The 19,216-nt window shown below is 65.4% G+C and carries 17 protein-coding genes and 1 tRNA gene; 12 read left to right on the forward strand and 6 right to left on the reverse strand.

What is annotated here, in order from left to right; translation table 11 throughout:
* The first annotated feature begins 17 nt into the window (after positions 1 to 17).
* From BP68_RS11230 to BP68_RS11265, 8 genes are all read left to right on the forward strand, one after another.
* Positions 18 to 731 (forward strand): hypothetical protein, encoded by a 714-nt coding sequence (locus BP68_RS11230; RefSeq protein ID WP_496371707.1) that lies wholly within the window; start codon positions 18 to 20, stop codon positions 729 to 731.
* 93 nt (positions 732 to 824) lie between these two features.
* Positions 825 to 2,210 (forward strand): phage tail tape measure protein, encoded by a 1,386-nt coding sequence (locus BP68_RS11235; RefSeq protein ID WP_496371709.1) that lies wholly within the window; start codon positions 825 to 827, stop codon positions 2,208 to 2,210.
* On the forward strand, positions 2,210 to 3,187 hold the full coding sequence (locus BP68_RS11240) for a hypothetical protein (protein WP_496371711.1): 978 nt from the start codon (positions 2,210 to 2,212) through the stop codon (positions 3,185 to 3,187). Before BP68_RS11235 ends, BP68_RS11240 begins: the two co-directional genes overlap by 1 nt.
* Positions 3,184 to 3,837, forward strand: coding sequence for a hypothetical protein (locus tag BP68_RS11245; RefSeq protein WP_496371713.1), 654 nt, complete (start codon positions 3,184 to 3,186; stop codon positions 3,835 to 3,837). The genes BP68_RS11240 and BP68_RS11245 overlap by 4 nt, the downstream gene beginning before the upstream one ends.
* Positions 3,837 to 4,175: a hypothetical protein gene (locus BP68_RS11250; protein WP_496371715.1), complete on the forward strand. Its 339-nt coding sequence runs from the start codon at positions 3,837 to 3,839 to the stop codon at positions 4,173 to 4,175. Before BP68_RS11245 ends, BP68_RS11250 begins: the two co-directional genes overlap by 1 nt.
* The gene (locus tag BP68_RS11255; protein ID WP_496371717.1) at positions 4,172 to 4,636 is read left to right on the forward strand and encodes a hypothetical protein; all 465 of its coding nucleotides are present in this window, start codon (positions 4,172 to 4,174) and stop codon (positions 4,634 to 4,636) included. The genes BP68_RS11250 and BP68_RS11255 overlap by 4 nt, the downstream gene beginning before the upstream one ends.
* Positions 4,623 to 4,973: a hypothetical protein gene (locus tag BP68_RS11260; protein WP_496371719.1), complete on the forward strand. Its 351-nt coding sequence runs from the start codon at positions 4,623 to 4,625 to the stop codon at positions 4,971 to 4,973. Before BP68_RS11255 ends, BP68_RS11260 begins: the two co-directional genes overlap by 14 nt.
* A gap of 3 nt (positions 4,974 to 4,976) precedes the next feature.
* A complete protein-coding gene (locus BP68_RS11265) occupies positions 4,977 to 6,119 on the forward strand; it encodes a glycoside hydrolase family 24 protein (RefSeq protein ID WP_496371721.1) in 1,143 nt (380 codons plus the stop codon).
* A gap of 82 nt (positions 6,120 to 6,201) precedes the next feature.
* On the opposite strand, the gene BP68_RS11270 is transcribed toward BP68_RS11265, so the two are convergent.
* The 4 genes from BP68_RS11270 to BP68_RS11285 all read right to left on the reverse strand — a co-directional run bounded on the left by BP68_RS11270 (position 6,202) and on the right by BP68_RS11285 (position 9,794).
* Positions 6,202 to 6,277, reverse strand: a tRNA-Lys gene (locus BP68_RS11270).
* A gap of 83 nt (positions 6,278 to 6,360) precedes the next feature.
* Entirely contained in the window at positions 6,361 to 7,338 is a 978-nt protein-coding gene (locus tag BP68_RS11275; protein WP_496371723.1) for a GMP reductase, read from the reverse strand.
* A gap of 242 nt (positions 7,339 to 7,580) precedes the next feature.
* Entirely contained in the window at positions 7,581 to 8,573 is a 993-nt protein-coding gene (locus tag BP68_RS11280) for a tripartite tricarboxylate transporter substrate binding protein BugE (RefSeq protein ID WP_496371725.1), read from the reverse strand.
* Between the two features lie 33 nt (positions 8,574 to 8,606).
* Positions 8,607 to 9,794, reverse strand: coding sequence for a M20 family metallopeptidase (locus BP68_RS11285; protein ID WP_496371727.1), 1,188 nt, complete (start codon positions 9,792 to 9,794; stop codon positions 8,607 to 8,609).
* A gap of 111 nt (positions 9,795 to 9,905) precedes the next feature.
* On the opposite strand from BP68_RS11285, the gene BP68_RS11290 reads away from it, so the two are divergent.
* Entirely contained in the window at positions 9,906 to 10,793 is an 888-nt protein-coding gene (locus BP68_RS11290) for a MurR/RpiR family transcriptional regulator (protein WP_496371729.1), read from the forward strand.
* Between the two features lie 43 nt (positions 10,794 to 10,836).
* Here the strand turns inward: BP68_RS11290 and BP68_RS11295 are convergent, their stop codons facing one another.
* Complete coding sequence (locus BP68_RS11295; protein WP_496371731.1) at positions 10,837 to 11,505, reverse strand: hypothetical protein; 669 nt, start codon at positions 11,503 to 11,505, stop codon at positions 10,837 to 10,839.
* Between the two features lie 53 nt (positions 11,506 to 11,558).
* Here BP68_RS11295 and BP68_RS11300 point away from each other — a divergent pair, with 53 nt between their 5' ends.
* Positions 11,559 to 13,985 carry a UvrD-helicase domain-containing protein gene (locus BP68_RS11300; protein WP_496371733.1) on the forward strand — a complete coding sequence of 809 codons (2,427 nt, stop codon included), beginning with the start codon at positions 11,559 to 11,561 and terminating at the stop codon, positions 13,983 to 13,985.
* 101 nt (positions 13,986 to 14,086) lie between these two features.
* On the opposite strand, the gene BP68_RS11305 is transcribed toward BP68_RS11300, so the two are convergent.
* Positions 14,087 to 14,707, reverse strand: coding sequence for a hypothetical protein (locus BP68_RS11305; RefSeq protein ID WP_496371735.1), 621 nt, complete (start codon positions 14,705 to 14,707; stop codon positions 14,087 to 14,089).
* A gap of 384 nt (positions 14,708 to 15,091) precedes the next feature.
* Between BP68_RS11305 and BP68_RS11310 the strand changes: the two genes are divergently transcribed.
* Together BP68_RS11310 and BP68_RS11315 are read left to right on the forward strand one after the other, a co-directional pair.
* The gene (locus BP68_RS11310; RefSeq protein ID WP_496371737.1) at positions 15,092 to 15,451 is read left to right on the forward strand and encodes a hypothetical protein; all 360 of its coding nucleotides are present in this window, start codon (positions 15,092 to 15,094) and stop codon (positions 15,449 to 15,451) included.
* Between the two features lie 176 nt (positions 15,452 to 15,627).
* On the forward strand, positions 15,628 to 19,191 hold the full coding sequence (locus BP68_RS11315; RefSeq protein WP_496371739.1) for a beta strand repeat-containing protein: 3,564 nt from the start codon (positions 15,628 to 15,630) through the stop codon (positions 19,189 to 19,191).
* Positions 19,192 to 19,216 lie beyond the last annotated feature (25 nt).

Here is a 19,216-nt window from a genome sequence, read left to right on the forward strand (position 1 = left end):
TGCAAAGAGGAGGGGCAATGCGCACTATCGTTTTTGGGCTGATCGCTTTGGCGCTCGGGGGCTGCGCAGTTCAGGGCGGGACCATGTCGCAGGAGGAGCAGCTGCGCATCATGCGCGAGGTTGAGACGCGCAGGCAGTTATCGAACGAGGCGTATGCGACCTATTCTGGAATTTGCTTTGACGTTTTCCCCGGTGCGACCGACATGCAAAACGACGGTGACCTCCGGTTTTCCGAGCAAGGAAGTGTGAATGTCTCTTTGGCAGAAGGCGGAGAACATTACGTATGCTCAGTGAATATTGCAGAGCGCCGGGTTGACCGCGTTTTTGTAGGTCAACGGGCTTTGAGCATCGAAGAGTTCTTGGTCCTGCGGAGTGAGAAAAAGAGAGCACCTTTGGATGTTGCCAAAAGAGTCGCGGAAAAAGATGCTGAGCAAATTGCGAAAGGCAACTATGCTGGTTTCGTGAAGCGGGCTAAGCGCAACATTTCGGATAACTTCAAAGATCCTGATTCGGCAAAATTCCGTGACGTGATAATCAGCAAGCCGGATGTGCCTACATTGTGTGGGCAGGTCAATGCGAAGAATTCTTATGGTGGTTATGTTGGCTACAAGTTATTTCTTCATAACGCAGTGCATTCGATTGTCAGCGACTCAAGTAATGCAATTTCAGAGCTGAAATTCATAAAACTCTATTCGGAATTTTGCTCGGAAAAAATAGTTGATGTTGAATAAACTGTTCTTCAACTAATCGCGACAAACCGCCCTCGGGCGGTTTTTCTTTTTCAAGGCTCGCTTCGGCGGGCCTTTTGTTTTTCTGGACTCACCATGATCGCTGGTTCTCTTGAAATTCAGATGCTCGCCAACATGGCGGAGCTCAAGAAGCAGATGGACCAGGGCGTTGGTATCGTCAAGGGTGCGTCTGAACAGATGCAGAAGGCCGCCGATCTGGCCGGCAGAGCGTTGGGCATGATCGGCGTCACGCTGACCATCGGCGCGTTCACGGGGTTCATCAAGAACGCCATCAACGCAGCCGACGCGCTGGACGAAATGTCCGGACGTGTGGGTGTTTCCGCCAAAGAGCTTTCGCAGCTCAAGCTCGCCTACCAGCAGGCCGGCATGAGCGAAGACGCAATGACGTCGAGCCTGACGAGGCTCTCCAAGGAGATGAGCGATGGCAATGCAGGCCTGCGCGCTCTCGGGGTGAACGCGAAGAACACCGATGGCAGCCTGCGCAGCACCACGTCTGTGCTCCTGGAGGTGGCGGACAAGTTCACCGCTCTGGAGGATGGCGCCGGAAAAACAGCCCTGGCCGTCGAGATCTTTGGCAAGTCGGGGGCGGAAATGGTCCCGCTGCTCAACAGCGGTTCTGAGGGCATCCGCGAGCTCACCGAGATGTCGGAAAAGCTCGGTCTCGTGATTGAGGACGAAACGGCGGCCAAGGCCGGGCAGTTCAATGACACGCTTGAGCTGATGCAGCTTGGTGTGCAGGGTGTGGGTGCCCGCGTGGCGGCGCAGCTCCTGCCCACGCTCAACAACCTCACAGGCTCGTTTCTGGAGTCGATGACTTCGGGCGAACGTCTGAACGGCGTGGCCAACGCCTTGGCTGCGGGCATGAAGATCCTGTACACGGCCGGCGTGGCTGTCGTAGAGGTGTTCAGCACGCTCGGCAAAGCTGGGGAAACCGTGTGGGGTCCGATCAAGCGCCAGCTGGACAGCACACCCATCGCCAGTTGGGAGGACTATTTCTTCGCTCCATTCGACTTGCGCAGTACGTTCTTGGAGCTTGGCATCCCTACATATACCGACGGCGTGCTCAGGGTGCAAATTGACTCTGGAACCCCCATAGGAATTGGCAAGCTGATTGTGGGTGATGCCATCTACATAGGCGATACCAAAGTAGGCCCGCGCGTGCGTCGCCGCGGGTTCAGTACGGTGGATCGCGATGACTACGGTGAGCTGCGCGACATCGTCCCGCGCAAGTCGATTCCCCTGGTGTCTCAACGGATGCTGATCGAGAAACCGAGCATCCAACGCGCGCGGGCGGCGCTGGACTTTGCCGCAAGCGGAGTGCCCTGCGTGTTTGTCGGCCTGGACAACGACCAAGACGAGTACGCCGATCTGCTCACGCTGGTAGCCATTTGCACTGACTTTGAATTTGAACTCGTAGAGCACGAGCTTTCTGAACTCACACTCGAAACGGAGGGCGTTTAATGCCGAAACCCACCAAGCCGGCACCGGTCCCTCCAGTGCCGACACCTGTTCCTCAGCGCAACGACCGCGTCAACTTCGCCGCCCGGGGCGACGCGATGATGGCCGCCTTCCCCGGGATGGTCGAAGGCGTCAACGCCTCGGTGGACTATATCGACGCCGCTGCCGACTTTGTCGCTACGGAAGCCGATAGAGCTCAGACGCAGGCTGGAGCGGCAGACACTGCTGCCGGCACAGCAACGACAAAGCGGGATGAGGCTGTTGCCGCGGCTGAAACTGCGACCACGCAGGCCGGCATTGCCACATCGGCGGCAGCTACAGCCTCGACAAAGCGTGACGAAGCTGTTGCAGCGCGCGACATCGCCGTGCCCGCGGCTGCTGCAGCAGAGGCCGCGCGGGACCTGGCAGAAGACTACCGCGACCAGGCCGAGGTCTTCGCCACGCAGCAACTCAAGGCCAGCAGCACGACCAGCCTGACGCCCGGCGCGGGCAACAAGGCCTTCACGATCCAAACGGGGCGCTCTTTCGTGACAGGCATGTACCTCGTTGCCACCAGCGCAGGTACGCCCGCTGATCAGATGAGCGGCCCGGTCGTTAGCTACGACGGGGCCACAGGCCAGCTGGTCATCGCCGTGGATGCATTCGCTGGCAGCACCGCGCGCGCGGATTGGGTGATCGGAGTGGCAGTGCCGGGAAGTGTAGGTGGCATGACGCGGCAGGTGGTCACAGCAGACACGGCGTGCGTCGCCAATGTGGCCTACATCGTGGCAGCAGCTGGAATCACGCTCACGCTCCCTAGCAGCTGGGGTGTCGGCGACAAATTCGCGGTGGTTGAAGCAATCGGCAACGGGGCGCAGTACACGCTGGCCTTTGGCTTGACGCCGCTGCGCGGCCGTGCTGTGGGCTCGCAAGTGCTCTCAGCAGCATTCGGTGGCTCCGGTGAGCTGACATATCAAGACGCAACACGAGGACTCGTATGACCACGCTGGCAAATCTATTGGGACAGGGCGGCAGCGGCCTGCAGGTCTGGAGCGCAACGCGCACCATCAAACAGTGGGAATCTGTCATCAGCCCGCTAGACGGTGAGATCTACACGCGCAAGACGGCCACGGGTGTCAGCGCGATAGACCCGGCAGACGATCTGATCAACTACATCGCATCGAGCTATGTGCGCACCACATCCGTGGGTGTGCCTGCGATCCTGACTGCGGAGTCGGTCGTTGCGGCGCTAACAGGAGCTACCCAGGCCAATATTCCCGCTGCAATATCGTCGGGGGTGCGCACCCTGGTGCTGGAGGCTGTGGGGCGCGGGGCGCTGGGTTTTCTCTCGACGCGCACATCGATTTCAACAGCCATAGATGTGGCTGTGGAGCTGGAGATTGATGGTCGCGTTGTTGGCAGCACGATCCATCGTTCGACGTCGACTAGCGGCCAATCGCATTCGACGTTCTTGGGATCCGCTGTGCCTGGCCTGGCTCCCAATGGGGTGGCGGTGAACCGGTTCTTTGCCATGCCGCAGTCTGCGTGGGTGCAGTTCCGGCGCAGCATGCGCGTGTATTACACGCCCAACGTCGCCCTGACCGCCCCTGTACAGGCCGGGGTCAACTACATCATGCAGGGGATTCAGTGATGATCGAAATTGACCTGAACGGGCTGATCGTGCGGTCTGGTGAAGCAGCTATTCCAGCCGAGGCTCCACCTGACTTCCGAATTACGAACCTGGCGTTTGTCGATCGCTTCACCGACGCAGAGGCCATTGCTATTGACCTGGCTTCTATCGGCGCCACGGTTGAGGCGGCCCAGGTGAGACGCTACCTGGACAAGGTTTCAAAGGCCGCACACATCGACCTGTCGCGCGCCGATGCACAGGCCGGCGTGCTCGCGTTGGAGGCCGCGGGGCTCATTGCCGCCGGGCGCGCTGACGAAATTCTCCTGGCACCCATACAGGACACGGAGCGCCCGCGATGAAGGCCGCGTTTTACAAGGCGACCCGCCCCGGCCTGCAGGGCCTGTACAGCCGCGGCGTGCGGTTGATCGACCATGGCCCCTACAGCCACTGCGAGATCGTCTTCAGCGATGGCATGTGGGGCTCGGCCTCCTGGGTGGACGGCGGGGTGCGGCTCAAGCGCATCGTGGCCGATCCGGCGCACTGGGCCTTTCTGGCGCTGCCGCCCGGGCTGGAGGCCTATGCACGCGACTGGTTCGAGCGCAACGTGGGCGCGCCATACGACCTCATGGGCAATGTGCGCTTTGTGTTGCCATGGCTGCGCGACAGCGAGCGCGGGTGGTTCTGCAGCGAGGCGCTGGGCGCCGCGTTGCGCTGGTCGGAACCCTGGCGCTATGGCCCGAACGGCGCGGCGGCCATGGTGCGCACGATGTATGCGCAACCCATTCCAACAACCGGGGGAGAGGCGCATGCCTTTGCATGAGGGTTCAAACGACCGGCGCAGACCGGCCGAGGTGCGGCTGACGCAAGAGACCATCGACTACATGACGGAGTTGGTGCAGCAGGCAGTGAAACAGGCCGTGAGCGAAGGCATCAAGGGCGCGATCACCGAGGACACGGCGGCGCGCTTTTGGAGCGCCGGCATGCAGGCGCTGCAGCGTCAGGCCACGCACCGGGCAGGGCGCATGGTGCTGGGTGGCTTGGCGGGCATGCTCAGCCGCGGCGCCATGTTCCTGTTGCTTGGGGGCATCGTGTATGCGGTTGGCGGTTGGGCGCTGCTGGCCAAGTTGGCCAAGGCACTTTTTTCTGTGGGAGGTTAGGGTATGGCAACCATCAACGACCTGGCCCAGTGGCTGGACAACAGCACGAACCTGCGCGCGTTCCTGCGCATGCTGCGCTACGGCGAGGGCACCGGCGCAGATGACGGCTACCGCGTGATGTTCGGGGGCGAGCGGTTCGACTCGTTCGCCGACCACCCGCGCCGCAAGATCACCAAGCGGCTCGGCGGCAAGCCGATCACCAGCACGGCTGCGGGCGCCTACCAGTTCCTGGCGGGAACCTGGGACGGGCTGGTGAAGCAATACGGCTTTGCCGACTTCTCACCGCGCAATCAGGACCTGGGAGCGGTGGCGCTCATTCGGGGCCGCGCCGCGCTGCAGGATGTGCTGGCGGGGCGCTTCGACGAGGCGGTGCGCAAGTGCAACCGCGAATGGGCAAGCCTGCCGGATAGCCCGTATGGCCAACCAGTCATCAGCTGGGGAAAGGCGCGCGCGCTGTACCAGCAGCACGGCGGCCTGTTCGGCCAGGACGGGCCGGCCGTGCCGGCGCCCACAACTCCCACCCCCGCGCCGGCGCCGGCGCCGGCCGCGCCGCAGGCCTCCACCCCTTCCAACACCGCTTCATCGAAAGGATCGTTCATGGCCCCCTTCATTGCCGCCGTGCTGCCCACCCTGCTGGACCTGGTGCCCAAGCTGGGCACGTTGTTTTCCTCGGGCTCCGAAACGTCGGAGCGCAACATCAAGGCCGCGCAGATCGTGGTGGACACGGCCAAGGAGGCGATCAGCGCGAAGAACGAGCAGGACCTGCTGGAGATGATCCAGGCCGACCCCGCCGCGGCCGCGCAGGTGCGCCAGGCTATTGAGGCGAAGTGGTACGAGATCACCGAGGTGGGGGGCGGCATTGCGGCCGCGCGCGCGGCGAACGCAAAGTACCTGGAGCCAGGCACCCCGGGCTTCTGGCACAACCCGGCGTTCTGGGTCACGTTCACGCTGCTGCTGATGCCCTTCATGCTGCTGGTGGACGTGCTGTTCGTGCACCCCGATACCTATTCGGGCGAGCTGCGCGTGCAGATCGTCACGGCGGTGCTGACGGTGATTGGCGTGGTGGGGGCGTACTGGCTGGGTACCAGCTTCAGCAGCCAGCGCAAGACGGAGTTGCAGGCGGGGGCGCGACTGCCTGGGGCGTAATCGAGAGGGAACGATATTCCCACGGTGGGAATAAAAGAAAAACCCCGCTATCTTTGCGATAGCGAGGTTTCTTTGTATATGTTGGTGGGCCCTGAGTGACTCGAACACTCGACCAACGGATTAAGAGTCCGCTGCTCTACCAACTGAGCTAAGAGCCCCCTCTGCTTGTGTGCGCTGCACTGCAGCACAGCCATGAATTATGCACGAATTTTTTGGGTGCTCGCAGAATTGGGCGAAAAAATTACATCAACAGATGCTCTCCCGCGTTGTCGCCCCCCAGGATCACGTAGTTCACCTTGCGGATGTCCATGAGCTTCCTGCCGCCTGAGTAGCTGATGGAGCTCTGGATGTCCTGCTCCATTTCGGTCAGCGTGTCGATCAGCTTGCCCTTGATGGGTTCCAGGATGCGCTTGCCTTCCACGTGCTTGTATTCCCCCTTGTTGAAGTCGGAGGCCGAGCCGTAGTACTCCTTGAACAGTTCGCCATCCACTTCGACGGTGCGGCCGGGCGATTCTTCATGGCCCGCGAACAGCGAGCCGACCATCACCATGGAGGCACCGAAGCGCACGCTCTTGGCGATGTCGCCGTGGCTGCGGATGCCGCCGTCGGCAATGATGGGCTTGGTGGCCACGCGCGCGCACCACTTCAGCGCCGACAGCTGCCAGCCGCCCGTGCCGAAGCCGGTCTTGAGCTTGGTGATGCAGACCTTGCCCGGGCCGATGCCCACCTTGGTCGCATCGGCGCCCCAGTTCTCCAGGTCGATCACGGCCTCGGGCGTGCCCACGTTGCCGGCGATCACGAAGGCCGCAGGGATCTTGTCCTTCAGGTAGGCGATCATGTTCTTCACGCTGTCGGCATGGCCATGGGCGATGTCGATGGTGATGTATTCGGGGCAGATGCCCTCGGCCACGAAGCGGTCCACGGTGTCGTAGTCGGGCTGCTTCACGCCCAGCGAGATCGAGGCGAAGCAACCCTGGGCATGCATTTGCTTGATGAACTGCACGTTGTCCAGGTCGAAGCGGTGCATGACGTAGAAGTAGCCGTTCTTCGCCAGCCAGGCGCAGATCTTCTCGTCCACCACCGTCTTCATGTTGGCGGGCACTACCGGCAGGCGAAAGCGGCGGCCGCCCAGTTCCACGCCGGTGTCACATTCCGAGCGGCTTTCCACGCGGCACTTGCGCGGCAGCAGCAGGATGTTGTCGTAATCGAAGATTTCCATGAGGTTCCAAGCTCCTGTAGAGGTCGCTCGCGACGGATTTCGCGGGCGATGGGCGCTTGGCTTGTCCCGGTTTTCATGATGCGCGGGCGCAAAAAAACCGGGCGCAAGAAACTTGGGCCCGGTGATTGATTCTATACGGCCCGCCTCGAGAAAGAGGACTGGCCGTATAGCGATGGTGGGTATATGCCCAACCATGCGCGAGGGTGCCGCCCCGCGTGGCTGGCTGCGGCACTCCTGTCCCGTTATTCCGGCCTGATCTTGGCGCGGCGTACCACTTCGCCGTAGCTCACCAGACGGTCGGACATCAGCTTCTCGAAAGCGGCAGGCGTCATGTCTTCCGGAGGGATTACGGCGCGGTCGGTGAGCTGCTTGAGCATGGCGGGCTCGGTAGCCGCCTTGCGGATGGCCTGGAAGATCGTGTCCACCACCGGCTTGGGTACGCCTGCGGGGGCGGCAATGCCAGTCCAGGAGGTCTGGTTGAGCATGGGCTTGCCCAGTTCGCCGAACGTGGGCACATCGGGCAACTGGGTCAGGCGCTCGGGTGCCGCCACGGCCAGTGCACGCAGCTTTCCGGCCTTGATGTGCTCCAGGAAGATGACCAGGTTGTCGAAGGCGAACTGCACCTCGTTGGCCAGGACGGCCGTGATCAGAGGGGAGCCGCCCTTGTAGGGAATGTGGACAGCCTGGGTGCCGTACTCCATCTGGAAGGCTTCGGCGTTGAGCTGGCCCATGCTGCCCGCGCCCGCGCTGCAGAAATTGATCTTGCCCGGGTTGGCCTTCAGATAGGCCACGAATTCCTGCAGATTCTTGACGGGCAGGCTGGGGTGCACGGCCAACACATTGGGCTGGCGGCCCAGCATGGCCAGGTTTTCAAAATCCTTGATGGGGTCATATCCCAGGTTGGGTTGCACCAGGGGGTTGGCCAGGTGGCTGCTTTGCGAGGAAACCACCAGGGTATAGCCGTCGGGCTTGGCGCGGGCTACGAACTGTGTGCCGATGGAGCCGCCCGCACCGGGCTTGTTCTCGACGACGATGGCGGTACCCAGGATGCGGCCCAGCGCGTCGCTGTACATGCGGGCCATCACGTCGACCGAGCCACCGGGCGGAAAGGGCACCACCAGCGTGATCGGACGGCTGGGGAACTTGTCGGCAGCGGCCAAGGCGGGCAGGGCGGTGGCCAGGCCGGCACCCAGCAGTTGGCGGCGCGTGGGCAGAGTATTGCGTTCGTTCTTCATGTTGCGGGTCGATTCCAAGAGTGAGAAATGGGGTTAGCGCAGGGCCATCACGGTCAGCGCCAGGGCTTGGGCGCGTGGCACGAAAGTGCTCAGGTCGCAGAATTCGCGCTCGCTGTGGGCGTAGCCGCCCACGGGGCCCAGGGCGCACAGCGATGGAATGCCCATGGCCGAGGTGATGCCGCTGTCGGCTGCGCCGCCGGTGAATTCACCATCCACTTCAAAGCCCACCTGGGCGGCACTGGCGCGGTAGGTTTGTAGCAAGGCGTCGGGCGTCTTGGCCATGGGCAGTGTGCCGGTCATGGCCGTGATGCGGCCGCTGGTACGCGGCAGCGAGGCTTCTTCAATGATGGCGCGGATCTGGGCCAGCACGGCTTCCACATCGTTCTCGGCGGTGTAGCGCAGATCCAGATGGGCCTTGGCCAGCGGCGCCACCACGTTCGAGGCCATGCCGCCCTGCACAAAGCCCACATTGAGCGTGAGTCCGGGCTGCGAGCCAGTCAGCGCGTGCAGCGCCAGGATCTTGTGCGCCAGGGCTTCGATGGCGCTGGCGCCCTGCGCGGGGTTGATGCCCGCATGCGCGGCCACGCCCTGCACCTCGAAGTCGATGCGGTATGAACCTTTGCGCTCATTCACCACATTGCCGCTGATGCGGCCGGGTTCGGCGTTGAGCACGGCGCGTGCGCCCTGCGAAATCTCGCGGATCACCGTGCGGCAGGCGGGCGAGCCGACTTCCTCATCGCACGAGAAGAACAGCTGCACGGGCAGGGCATTGCCGCCGAAGCGCGCCAGTGCTTCGAGCACGAACACGTTCATCACCAGGCCCGACTTCATGTCGGCCACGCCCGGGCCGAAGGCCTTGTGGCCTTCCACGCGCCAGGGCCGCTCGGCCACCGTGCCCTGGGGGAACACCGTGTCCATATGGCCCATCAGTTGGATGTGCCCCGTGGCGTCGCTGCTGCCGGGCAGGCGCACCAGCAGGCACTCGCCCCAGCCGGGTTGCGGCAGCGTCTGCACGGCCATGCCTGCGGCTTCCAGGCGTGCGCGCAGCAGCGCGGCCACCTGCCGCACGCCTTCCTCATGGCCGCTGCCGCTGTCCACGTTCACGATCTGTGCGAGCAGTGCGTGCATGGCGTCTTCCTGGGTGGCCAGCCACTGCAACAGGGGCGCACTGGTCTCAAGTGCGGGGTGTATCGCGGGCGCAAAGGGAGTGGACTCGGACATGGGGGATTGGTCTGAAATAAATATTTCATCAATCATATGTAGTTGAAATGTGCATTGCAAATGGAGTACTTTCGGTATCCTGGGTCGACCCCGCCATTTGTCTCGTCCACCATGCTGCTTCCCGAACGCCTGGTTTCTCACGCGGCTCTGCTGACACAGCGCGAACGCGCTCTGGCCGAGCATCTGCGTTTGCATTACCCCGATGGCCTGCTCGACTCCGCCAGTGCCATGGCCGCGCAGGCCGGCACCAGCGCCTCCACCGTGGTGCGGTTGTTTGCCAAGCTTGGCTATGCCAGCCTGGCCGAAGTGCGGCGCGAGGCGCGCAGCGAGGTCACGACTTTGTTGCAGACCCCGGCCCAGCGCACGCGGGCCACGATTGGCGGCGCCCGCAGCCTGGCCGAATGCGTGGACGATGCCCTGCTGCACGACCAGCACAACCTGGCGGCCACGCGCCAGGGGTTGGATATGGCGGCCTTCGAATCGGTGGTGCGCGCGGTGGTCGAGTGCAAGGGCCGCGTCTTCGTCATGGCGGAGAAGAACAGCGTGCCTGTGTCCGCCTACCTGGCTTCGCACCTCAACATGTGCCGTCCGCAGGTGCACGAGTTGGCGGCGGGCGCGCCCTTCGAACTGGACCGGCTGCTGTGGATAGAGCCGCGCGATCTGTTGCTTGTCTTCACGATCCGGCGTTATTCACAGGGGGCGCAGCTGGCGGCGCGGCACTTTCGCGCCCAGGGGGGCACGGTGCTGGCCATGACCGACAGCCTGGCCTCGCCCATCGTGGCGCATGCGGACCACACCCTGTTGGTGGGTACGGCCAATGCGTCGCCGTTCGATTCGTACACGGCGGCATTCTTCTTGTGCAATGCACTGGTGTCGGCCGTGGCGCAGCTGCGTCATGTGCAGGTGGAGGCCGTCTTGCAGCAGCGCGATGCCTTGTGGCAGCAGGCGCAGGCCGATACGGCGCCGCCGCAGCGCCGCCGCAGGCCGGGTGGCCGTTGAATTCGGCGGGGTTCGTCGCAGGTACGGGGGCGCACGCCGGCTGCTATGGTTTTTCGGCGCTGCACTCCGGCGGCAGGGTGGGCCGCGGAGTGGTGGGGAACAACGGGCCGGGCTGGCACAGGTCGGTTTGCTCCACGCCCTCGGTGTATTCCTCCTGTGCCACGCGAGCTGCGATGCTGTCGGGCATGTAGGCACGGAAGCGATGCGACAGTTCGGTCAGGCTGGATGCGTCCACCACGTCGAAGCCGTATTTGCAGGATGCCTCCTGCGCCCAAAGCTGGCTGCTGGAGTAGGCCAGGCCTTTGGCCTCGATCTGCGGCGCATAGTGGTTTTGCAGCACCCATAGGTTGCTTCTGACGGTGTACTCAATGAGCCCCTCGGCATTGCGCTTCGGGACCGTTGCCATCTTGATCTGCACGGAGGGCCAGTTGCGTGGACCGATCGATTGCACGGGCCAACTGAACGGTGTGACGTTTTCGGTCACCCAGGCGCATACGGCGGCATCTGGCGTATAGGTGAGTGCAGGTGCAGGTGCAGGTGCAGGTGCAGGTGCAGGTGCAGGTGCAGGTGCAGGTGCAGGTGCAGGTGCAGGTGGGGGCACGGTTGGCGTGTCGCCTCCGCGATCTCCATCGCTGCCGCCGCCACAGGCCGACAGGGCCATGCTTGCCAGCGTGGCCCATGCCAGGCCGTGTTTGCGTATCTTGTCGCTCATTTCCTCTCCTCCTTGGATGGTTTGGGTTGCGATCATATTTCTACAATCACCCCATGCCCTCTTTCGATCCGCACGCCGGCGCGCCGGCGCCTCTCTGCATGGGCGATGCCGCATCGCCCCTTCTGCACAACCTCAACCCCGAACAACTGGCCGCAGTCACCCTGCCCGCGGGGCATGCCCTGATCCTGGCGGGCGCGGGTTCTGGCAAGACGCGCGTTCTCACCACGCGCATCGCCTGGCTGCTGCAAAACGGCCTGGCCACGCCGGGCGGTATTCTGGCCGTCACCTTCACCAACAAGGCCGCCAAGGAAATGGTGGCGCGCCTCACGGCCATGCTGCCCGTCAACGTGCGTGGCATGTGGATCGGCACCTTCCACGGCCTGTGCAACCGGCTGCTGCGCGCGCACCACAAGCTGGCGGGGCTGCCGCAGACCTTCCAGATTCTGGACACGCAGGACCAGCTCTCGGCCGTCAAGCGCCTGTGCAAGCAGTTCAACGTGGACGAAGAGCGCTTTCCGCCCAAGCAGCTGGCCTGGTTCATCAGCGGCTGCAAGGAGGAAGGCCTGCGCCCGCGCGATGTGGAGGCGCACGACCAGGACACGCGCAAGAAGGTAGAGATCTACCAGCTCTACGAGGAGCAGTGCCAGCGCGAGGGCGTGGTGGACTTCGGCGAGCTGATGTTGCGCAGCTACGAGCTGCTGCGTGACAATGACCCGGTGCGCGCGCACTACCAGCGGCGCTTCCAGCACATCCTGGTGGACGAGTTCCAGGACACGAACAAGCTGCAGTACGCCTGGCTCAAGCTGCTGGCGGGCGACGCGGTGGACGGCCGCCTGGTCACGCAGGGCAGCGTGATCGCCGTGGGCGACGATGACCAGAGCATCTACGCCTTTCGCGGTGCGCGCGTGGGCAACATGGCGGACTTTGTGCGCGAGTTCGACGTGCGCCACCAGATCAAGCTGGAGCAGAACTACCGCAGCTACAGCAACATCCTGGACTCGGCCAACGCGCTGATCGCCCACAACAGCAAGCGCCTGGGCAAGAACCTGCGCACCACGCAGGGCCCCGGCGAGCCCGTGCGCATCTACGAGGCCAGCTCCGACCTGGCCGAGGCGCAGTGGATGGTGGACGAGATCAAGCAGCTGGTGCGCAACGACGGCCTGGAGCGCAAGGAGATCGCCGTGCTCTACCGCAGCAATGCGCAGAGCCGGGTGATCGAATCCGCGCTGTTCAATGCCAGCATTCCCTACCGCGTCTATGGCGGCCTGCGCTTCTTCGAGCGCGCGGAGATCAAGCACGCGCTGGCCTACCTGCGCCTGCTGGAGAACCCGCACGACGACACCAGCTTCACCCGCGTGGTGAACTTCCCGCCGCGCGGCATCGGTGCGCGCACGCTGGAGGTGCTGCAGGATGCGGCGCGCAGCAGCGGCTGTTCGCTGCACGACGCGGTGAGCGCTGTGCCCGGCAAGGCGGGGGCCAATCTGGGCGGCTTCGTGGCCATGATCGATGTGATGCGCGAGCAGACCCAGGGCCAGAACCTGCGCGGCATCATCGGCCTGGTGCTCGAATCCAGCGGCCTGCTGGAGCATTACCGCAACGAAAAGGAAGGCGCGGACCGGCTGGAAAACCTGGACGAACTGGTCAGCGCGGCCGAGAGCTTCGTCACCCAGGAGGGCTTCGGCCGCGACGCCGTGGCCCTGCCGCTCGACGAGCACGGCAGCCCTCTCACGCAAAGCCCCGTCAGCCAGGGCCTGGACCCGGACGCGCCCATGGCCCCGGCCGCCGTGCCCGGCATCCTCGACGTGGACACCGGCGAAACCCTGTCGCCGCTGGCCGCCTTCCTGACCCATGCCGCGCTGGAGGCCGGCGACAACCAGGCCCAGGCCGGGCAGGACGCCGTGCAGCTCATGACCGTGCATGCCAGCAAGGGGCTGGAGTTCGACGGCGTGTTCATCGGCGGCATGGAGGAGGGGCTGTTCCCGCACGAAAACGCCATGAGCGACCAGGGCGGCCTGGAGGAAGAGCGCCGCCTGATGTACGTGGCCATCACCCGCGCGCGTAAGCGGCTGTACCTGAGCCATTCGCAGACGCGCATGCTGCACGGCCAGACGCGCTACAACGTCCGCAGCCGCTTCTTTGACGAACTGCCCGAAGGGGCGCTCAAGTGGCTCACGCCCAAGCAGCAGGGGTTTGGCTCTTTTGCTCCTAATTCAGGAGCTGCTAGCGCTTATGGTTCGGGCGCTAGAGGCCAATTTGGCTTCAAATCCGAGGCCTTCGCCAGCCCGCCCGTGCCGCAGCGCAAGGCCGAGCCAGCGCACGGCCTGCGCGCGGGGCTGGCGGTCTTCCACACCAAATTCGGCGAGGGCAAGGTGCTGGCCATCGAGGGCGCCGGCGACGACGCCCGCGCGCAGGTGCACTTCCCGCGCCACGGCACCAAGTGGCTAGCGCTGTCGGTGGCCAAGCTCACCATCGTGGAGTGAGCGCCGCCGCCGCGCCATCCCGCGGGTGGCCGGCCGGGCGCTACTGAAAACAGAGCTGCCTGCGCCCAGCCGGCGGGCGCCTGGCCGCTTCTGGCTGGCGATCAGGCGGGCAGGCAGCGCACCACCGTGCGGTCCGACGCGAGCTTCTCGGCAAACAGGCCCTGGCGTTCGGGCGACAGCAGCGCCGCCAGGCCCTGCATGACCACCACCTCGGCGCCGGCCGGGGCGTCGCGGTAGCACTGGCCCAGCAACTGCAGCGTGTCGAGCAGCGCCCGTGACTGCGCGGGCGACTGCTTGTCCAGCGTGGCGGCCTGCTGGCGCAGCCATGCCTCATAGCTGGCCAGGTCCTGGGCCGGCAGCTTGGCGCGTTCGGCCTCGGGAATCATGGTGGCGTACAGGGCCTGCAGGCTCTGCGCACCGGGCTGGCCTAGGTGCAGCACGGCGTCATAGCGTGCCTCGAACGGTCCCTGGCGGTACAGCACATGCTGCACGCGGTAGCGCAGCTCTCCGGCATCGCCGCCCAGCGTGCGCACCAGGTCGCGCGCGGCGGCATTGTGCGGGTCCTGGATGAACTGGGCCTGCAGTGCGGCCTGGACCTGGGCGTCCGTGGGAAATGCGATGGAGCCGGGGTGAAAGCCCTCATTCTTGCCCGAGCAGGCCACGAGGGCCATGGCCAGACCGCCCAGGATTATTCCGCGTGCAGTGAATTGCCTGATTTTCATGAAATATTTATGACTATTAAGTGGTTGAATAAATATTCTGCCGTTGAGATAGGCGTGGCGACTGTGATACTGGTTTCTTGATTATTCAAAGAGTAACTCATTGATTCGATTTGAGTGCCTGGTTCAAAGCGTTGCTACCCCATCGGGGTGGGTATTTGTAAGTGAATTTGTATTTTCTGAAGAAGGCTGAGCTGCTTCTTCCCAGCGCACGGGAATGTCCAGCAGAAGAGAAGTGAAAATGTCAGTGCTTACACACTTTGGGTTTGCAGGGGCAACTTTTGATTACATCAATGCCGGCGGATGCTAATGAGAATCCGGCTCGCAGCCCCAAGGCCGCGTTTTTGCATTGCCGATTACCCCCATTCATTCGAAAGGATCCTTGAAATGCGAAAAATCGCAGTAACCGCCATCGCCGCACTGTCCATGACCTGTGGCGCCGCCTTTGCCCAGAGCGGCAACGTCACCATTCCCGGCATGCTGTCCGGCAAGGGCTCGGCCGGTTCGGAAATCACCAACAGCCGCATCACCGTGACGGGCAACAAGGCCACCAACGTGATCGCTGGCGGCGGCAAGGCCGGCATCAAGGTGGCAGAGGTGTCGATGGACGGCGTGGCCAACGTCAACAGCATCAACATCACCGGCTCCAAGATCCGCAACTCCGAGATCACGGTCAGCGGCAACGAAGCCACCGACATCAAGGCCTTTGGCGGCACCGCCAACGTCAACAGCATCAACATCAACTGACGAGCCGCCGGGTGCCGTTCGTGGTTCTTGCCTGGGCGCCGCTGCGACGTGTGCCCGGGCGGTGGCCACGGGCGGTGGCCCGTATCCAGGCAGGGCGCATTCAGCGTTCTGCCGTGTGCGCTGGGCCTTGGCCGTGCGGCGCAGACGACAGGGCGTTTCAGCAAAAGGACATCCAGGTGCAAGTGAAAGACCGGCCGCTGGCCATTCTCTGGTTCATGGGCGTGGCGATCGCGGCGGTGCCGCTGCGCGGCGTGGCGCAGGAGTCGATGCTGGCGGGCCTGGGCTGGCACAAGAACAGCGCCGGCACGCAGGTGGACGGCACCAGCGACGTGCGCGTGCAGGGCAACCGCTCCAATGCCCAGGTGGTGTCCACGGGCGGCAAGGGCTCTGCCTTGGCCAATGCCGGCATGCGTGTCGATCTGGCGGGCACGGCGCAGGCCAACGTGGCGGGCCTGGCGGCCATGGAGCTGCGCCAGGCGCGGGTGCATGTGCTGGGCAACCAGGTATCGGGGTTCATCAATGCGCTGGGCGGCGCGGCTACGGCCAACACGGTGCTGGCCGCCAGCGGCACGGGCGCCCAGCCGCTCACGGGTTCCAGCCTCGTGGTGCAGGGCAACCGCGCGGCCGGAGTCTCGGCGTTCGGCGCCAAGGGCGACGTGATGTTGGGCACGGGATCGCTGCAGATGCCCGGCCGCGCCAGCGCCAACAGCATCCTGCTGGATGGCACGGCGGCGCGGCAGTCCCAGGTGCTGCTGTCGGGCAATACCGCGCGCGAGGTGACCTCCATCGGTGGCGCGGCCCTGGCCAATGGCGTGACCGCGGCGCGCAGCACATTGAACCGCACCGAGATCACGCAGACCGGCAACGAGGCCGCTGACGTGCGGGCCGGCGGCGGCGCGGCCGGCGTGGGCCGCGGCACGATTGCCCAGGCGAATCTGACGGGGGTGGCGGCCGCGAATGCGGTGTCGCTGGCGTCGAGCGAAGTCACGGGCCTGCGGGTGCTGCAGTCGGGCAACAAGGCGTCGCAGGTGCAGGCCCATGGTGCCAGCGCGCTGGCCAACAGCCTGAGCCTTTCCGAACACCAGTCCGGCACCGGCGGCCGTTACACGGCCCTGCTGGCGGGCAATGCGGCCACGGACGTGCGCGCCTGGGGCGGCGAGGCGTCCGTGCTGCGCGGCGCCCTGGCGGATGTGCGCATGTCCGCCACGGCGCTGGCCAACAGCATCTCGGTGACGCGCGGCGCCCTGGGCGCGGGGCCAGAGCATGCCGTGGCGGGCAATCAGGCGCGCGGCGTGGTGGCCACGGGCGGTGCGGCCGTGGCCAACAGCCTGTGGCTGGACGACGCCACGGTGGACGGCGGCCGCGTCAGCGTGGCGGGCAACCAGGCCGCGCAGGTGCAGACGGCGGGCGCGTCGGGCAGCATTGGCGGCGGCGCGGTGGCGGCCCTGGAGCGCAACGGCCGGGCCCTGGCCAACGCGGTGGTGGCCGATCGCCAGTCGACGCTGGCCCAGGCGCAGATCGCCGTGGCGGGCAACAGTGCGCAGCAGCTCACGGGTTCGGGCGGACTGGCTGCGGCCAATGCCTTGCTGGTGAGCGAGGCCCGGGTGCAGCAGACCGCCGTGGCCTTGGCGGGCAACCGTGCCGATGGCGTGAGCGCCACGGGCTACGCCGCGCAGGCCGGCGGCGGCGTGCTGTTTTCGGCGACGCAAAGCGCGTCGGCGCTGGCCAATACGCTGGCCGTGACGGGCTCGCAGCTCGACGCCGCGGGCCTGACCGTGGCGGGCAACACGGCGTCGGGCATCAGCGCGCGTGGCGGCATTGCCATGGCCAACAGCGTGGCGCTGGAGCATGGCGCAGGCCAGGCATCGCGCCTTTCGGGTTCGGGGGCGCTGGTGGGCAACAGGGCCGCCGATGTGTCCACGCAGGCAGGCTCGGCATCGGCCGGCGGTGGCGCGGTGTCGCGCAGCGCCAGTGCCAGGGCGGCGGCCAATGCGCTGGTGCTGCATGACGGGGCGGCGCTGGATGCGGGCTCTTCCTGGGCCATCGCCGGCAACCAGGCCAGCCGCGTGCAGGCCCATGGCGGTACGGCCCTGGTGAATGCGCTGGCAGCCTACCGCGGCGCGCGCCTGGTGGGCAGCAGCGTCGTGATCGCCGGCAACGCGGCCGAGGACGTGCGAGCGCGAGGGGGCTCCGGGCAGGCCCTGGGCGTGGGCTCCAGCAGCAATGGCGTGCTGGCGGCCAATGCGCTGTACATGGACGGCAATGGTGCGACGCAGTTGCAGGGTTCCGCGCTGGTGGTGGCGGGCAATTACGCCCGGCAGCTGCAGGCCCAGGGCGGGCGCATCAATGCCAACGCGCTGGCGCTCAACGGCCAGGGCCGTGCGCAGGCCAGCAGCTTCACGCTTGCGGGCAATACGGCCTCCGGCATACGCAGCGAAGGGCGGGAGGGCACGCTGGCAGGCGTTGCCGCCTTCGGCAAGGGCGTGGGGCAGGCGAACGCGAATGCCATCCAGGCGCTTGCGCAGCTGCGCGCCGCCAGCATCCAGCTGGCCGGCAACCAGGCCGCCCATGTGCGTGCCGACGAGGGTCTGGCCGCGGCCAACAGCTTCGTGCAGGGCGGGGGCAGCGCCGAGGGCGTGCAGGTCACCGTGGCGGGCAACATGGCCGGCGGCGTGTCGGCCAGCGGCGGCCAGGCCGCGCTGGCCAACAGCCTCCAGACCAATGGCAGCCTGCAGGGCAGCGCCGTGACGATCGCGGCCAACCAGGGCGAGGCACATGCCAGCGGGGGGCGCGATGCGCTGGCCAACAGCGTGCGGGTGCGCCAGGGTGCGCGCCAGCGTGGCGCGCAAGTCACGGTGGCAGGCAACCAGGGCTCCGCGCGGCAGGGCGTTGCCAACAGCGTGGACATCGCAGGCTCTTTGCAGGGCGGCAGCATCACCATCCTGGGCAACCAGGGCAGTGCCAGCGCGGGCGGTGTGATCAACAGCATTGCGGGCCAGGGCAGCATTTCCGGCAGCCAGATTGCATTGATGGGCAACCAGGGAACGACCAGGGGCGGCAGCGGCAACAGCGTGCGCAACAGCGGCACCATCAGCGGCGCCAACATCACCATTTTGGGCAACCAGGCGAGCGTGCAGGGCGGTGGGCAGGTGAACACGCTGGACAACGGTGGCTCGCTGCGTGGCGCCCAGGTGCTGATCGCGGGCAACACCGGCAGCGCCAACGGCGGCGGCGTGGTCAACAGCGTGCGCAACCGCGGCAGCATCCAGGGCGCCAACATCGTCATTGCGGGGAACCAGGGCAGCGCCACGGGGGGCGGCACCGTGAACAGCGTGGACAACCGGGGGCTGCTCTCGGGCAACGTGGTGATCGCAGGAAACCGGGGCAGCACGGCCATGGGCGGCACGGTGAACTCGGTCGTGAACCAGGGCGTGCTGACGGGCACGGTGGCGATCATTGGCAACCAGGGGCGCGCGGCCCTGGGCGGAGTGTCGAACTCGCTGATCAACCATGGCGTGGTTACCGGCGCCGTCACCATCGTCGGCAACATGACGGCCGCCGCAGCGGGCATGACGTCGGGCAGCGTGCGCAACGTGGGCGGCGCCATCACTGGCGTGGCAGGGGTGGCGGGCAATTCGGCGTTCGCCGCGAACCCCGGCTACACCTACACCGTGCCTTCGTCGGGGGTGGTCAACCAATCGGTGACGGTGCTGCCGGCCGTGAACCTGGTGAGCATGTGATGCGCAGCCCTGTCCCGACTTCTTC

The organism is Diaphorobacter oryzae DSM 22780, assembly GCF_059568935.1.

What these genes read in the sequence shown, in the direction of transcription:
- BP68_RS11295 (WP_496371731.1), bottom strand. Translation starts at nt 11,505, where the DNA reads ATGAGCGACAAGATACGCAAACACGGCCTGGCATGGGCCACGCTGGCA.
- BP68_RS11250 (WP_496371715.1), top strand. Translation starts at nt 3,837, where the DNA reads ATGATCGAAATTGACCTGAACGGGCTGATCGTGCGGTCTGGTGAAGCA.
- BP68_RS11305 (WP_496371735.1), bottom strand. Translation starts at nt 14,707, where the DNA reads ATGAAAATCAGGCAATTCACTGCACGCGGAATAATCCTGGGCGGTCTG.
- BP68_RS11260 (WP_496371719.1), top strand. Translation starts at nt 4,623, where the DNA reads ATGCCTTTGCATGAGGGTTCAAACGACCGGCGCAGACCGGCCGAGGTG.
- BP68_RS11310 (WP_496371737.1), top strand. Translation starts at nt 15,092, where the DNA reads ATGCGAAAAATCGCAGTAACCGCCATCGCCGCACTGTCCATGACCTGT.
- BP68_RS11230 (WP_496371707.1), top strand. Translation starts at nt 18, where the DNA reads ATGCGCACTATCGTTTTTGGGCTGATCGCTTTGGCGCTCGGGGGCTGC.
- BP68_RS11285 (WP_496371727.1), bottom strand. Translation starts at nt 9,794, where the DNA reads ATGTCCGAGTCCACTCCCTTTGCGCCCGCGATACACCCCGCACTTGAG.
- BP68_RS11300 (WP_496371733.1), top strand. Translation starts at nt 11,559, where the DNA reads ATGCCCTCTTTCGATCCGCACGCCGGCGCGCCGGCGCCTCTCTGCATG.
- BP68_RS11275 (WP_496371723.1), bottom strand. Translation starts at nt 7,338, where the DNA reads ATGGAAATCTTCGATTACGACAACATCCTGCTGCTGCCGCGCAAGTGC.
- BP68_RS11235 (WP_496371709.1), top strand. Translation starts at nt 825, where the DNA reads ATGATCGCTGGTTCTCTTGAAATTCAGATGCTCGCCAACATGGCGGAG.
- BP68_RS11240 (WP_496371711.1), top strand. Translation starts at nt 2,210, where the DNA reads ATGCCGAAACCCACCAAGCCGGCACCGGTCCCTCCAGTGCCGACACCT.
- BP68_RS11245 (WP_496371713.1), top strand. Translation starts at nt 3,184, where the DNA reads ATGACCACGCTGGCAAATCTATTGGGACAGGGCGGCAGCGGCCTGCAG.
- BP68_RS11265 (WP_496371721.1), top strand. Translation starts at nt 4,977, where the DNA reads ATGGCAACCATCAACGACCTGGCCCAGTGGCTGGACAACAGCACGAAC.
- BP68_RS11280 (WP_496371725.1), bottom strand. Translation starts at nt 8,573, where the DNA reads ATGAAGAACGAACGCAATACTCTGCCCACGCGCCGCCAACTGCTGGGT.
- BP68_RS11255 (WP_496371717.1), top strand. Translation starts at nt 4,172, where the DNA reads ATGAAGGCCGCGTTTTACAAGGCGACCCGCCCCGGCCTGCAGGGCCTG.
- BP68_RS11290 (WP_496371729.1), top strand. Translation starts at nt 9,906, where the DNA reads ATGCTGCTTCCCGAACGCCTGGTTTCTCACGCGGCTCTGCTGACACAG.